The organism is Nitrospira sp. BLG_2, assembly GCF_049222245.1.
The window spans coordinates 1-1,725 of the sequence record NZ_JBLYIG010000448.1 but is presented as its reverse complement, the minus strand read 5'-3'; the positions used below and the strand labels follow the sequence as shown (position 1 = coordinate 1,725).

The window sequence follows — 1,725 nt, the reverse complement described above, 5'->3', positions numbered from 1 at the left end:
ATCCAGCTTGCGGATCGCGACGCGACGATAGGATCGAGCAGCCGGGCGTGTTTCTCTTGAGTCTCAAGGCGGGCGGGCAAGGGCTGAATCTCACCAGAGCGAGCTATGTCTTTCATCTGGACCCCTGGTGGAATCCGGCAGTGGAGCGCCAGGCGTCGGACCGCGCGCACCGTATCGGGCAACAGCGGCCCGTTTCGATCGTGCGGATTCTCATGCGCCACAGCATCGAGGAGAAGATGATGGCGCTCAAACAGCGGAAGCTCGAGTTGTACGACGCGGTCATGGCCGGCGTGGTGCGCGGGTCCGGGCAAGGCGTGCTGACGAAAGCCGACTTCGACTTTTTGCTCTCGCCGAGCGCATGATGCCGGGAACTGTGGATTTCCGACTGGAAGCAGGAGTTTGTTGGAAGTGATCTATCGCCATTCGATGTGACCGCGTAATTTTCCTAAGCCGATCGTTATGTCAAATACGAGGCCTTAAATTGATATACCAATTGGTGTATGTCAAATGCTCGAAGGTCTAAGAAAAGCTGATCCATCAGTGACCTCCCAGCCCTCTGCGTCGGAAAGGATTTCTTGATAGTTACTGGGGTCCGCCGAGGTACCGTAGGAACCACCCGCTCGCCTGTTCCGCCACCTGTTCCAGGGTTCCCGGCTCTTCGAAGAGATGCGTCGCGCCGGGGATGATGACCAGTTTCTTTTCGCACATGAGCTGATCGAACGCCGTCTGATTCATCTCAATCACCGGTTCATCGTGGCTTCCGACGATCAACAAGGTCGGAACCGTGACAGACGGCAGATAGGGTTCAGCCAGGTCCGGTCGTCCTCCTCGCGACACGATGGCCTTGACGTTCGACGGCTCTCGCGCCGCAGCCTGCAAACCCGCTCCGGCACCGGTGCTGGCGCCGAAATATCCAATTCCCAGATGCCCGGTCCGTGGATCCGCCTCTAACCAGCCTTTGGCCCACAACAGTCGATCAGCCAGGAGGTTGATATCGAACACTTTGTGTCGATCCTCTGCTTCTTCATCGGTTAAGAGATCCAGCAGCAAAGTGGAAAGTCTGTTTTGCTGTAGATGGCGGGCGACGAAATTATTGCGCGGGCTCAACCGCCCGCTCCCGCTGCCGTGCGCAAAGACGACGACACCTCGCGGTTCAATAGGAAGCCCGAGTATGCCCTCCAGAGCAAGTTTCCCTTTTGTGATCTCGATATTGTGTTCGTGTGAGGTTGTCATGGCTTGCCACGTTTCTTAGCGGAAGTGCAGGGAGCGGGCCGTGTAAGTTCGGGTGGCAAGTTGGTCTGGTCGTCGACGCAGGCGGCATTGAGTTGTGTCTGCGTGAGACCGAGGGCCGACGAGAGTATAGCGCCCTTGAGGTTGGCGCGACTCAAGTCCGCTGAGTCCAGTCGAGCGCCGCTCAAGTCGGCTCCGGCTAAGGTAGCATTCTGGAGGTTGGTTTCCTGGAGGTTGGTTTCCTGAAGATTGGCGCGGGTCATGTCGGAGTGGCTGAAATTCGACCCGCGAAGATCTGCGCCCACGAAGTTGGAGGATTCCAGATTAGCCCTGTTGAATTGCGAGAACTGGAAGGAGGATTTCGGAGCGTAGGTTTCGCTCAAATCAGCGTTCATGAGGTTGATGCGCGTCCCCTTGGCTCCGATGAGAGTCGCGCGGTTGAGATTCGCATCCAGGAAATCGGCTTCATCGAGAACAGCGTGATAAAGAATAGCC

At 57.1% G+C, this 1,725-nt stretch carries 3 protein-coding genes; 1 reads left to right on the top strand and 2 read right to left on the bottom strand.

Annotated elements, in window-relative coordinates; all coding sequences use genetic code 11:
* Nucleotides 1-362, top strand: a 362-nt coding sequence (locus tag ACOSYY_RS12250) for a helicase-related protein (RefSeq protein WP_421662698.1), incomplete at its 5' end; no start/stop codon positions are given.
* A 220-nt stretch (nt 363-582) separates the two neighbouring features.
* On the opposite strand, the gene ACOSYY_RS12245 is transcribed toward ACOSYY_RS12250, so the two are convergent.
* Together ACOSYY_RS12245 and ACOSYY_RS12240 are read right to left on the bottom strand one after the other, a co-directional pair.
* Complete coding sequence (locus tag ACOSYY_RS12245) at nt 583-1,233, bottom strand: dienelactone hydrolase family protein (RefSeq protein WP_421662696.1); 651 nt, start codon at nt 1,231-1,233, stop codon at nt 583-585.
* On the bottom strand, nt 1,230-1,725 hold a 496-nt coding region (locus ACOSYY_RS12240), incomplete at its 5' end, for a pentapeptide repeat-containing protein (RefSeq protein WP_421662694.1). The genes ACOSYY_RS12245 and ACOSYY_RS12240, both read right to left, overlap by 4 nt.

Coding starts and splice junctions, on each gene's coding strand:
- ACOSYY_RS12245 (WP_421662696.1), bottom strand. CDS start 1,233: ATGACAACCTCACACGAACACAATATCGAGATCACAAAAGGGAAACTT.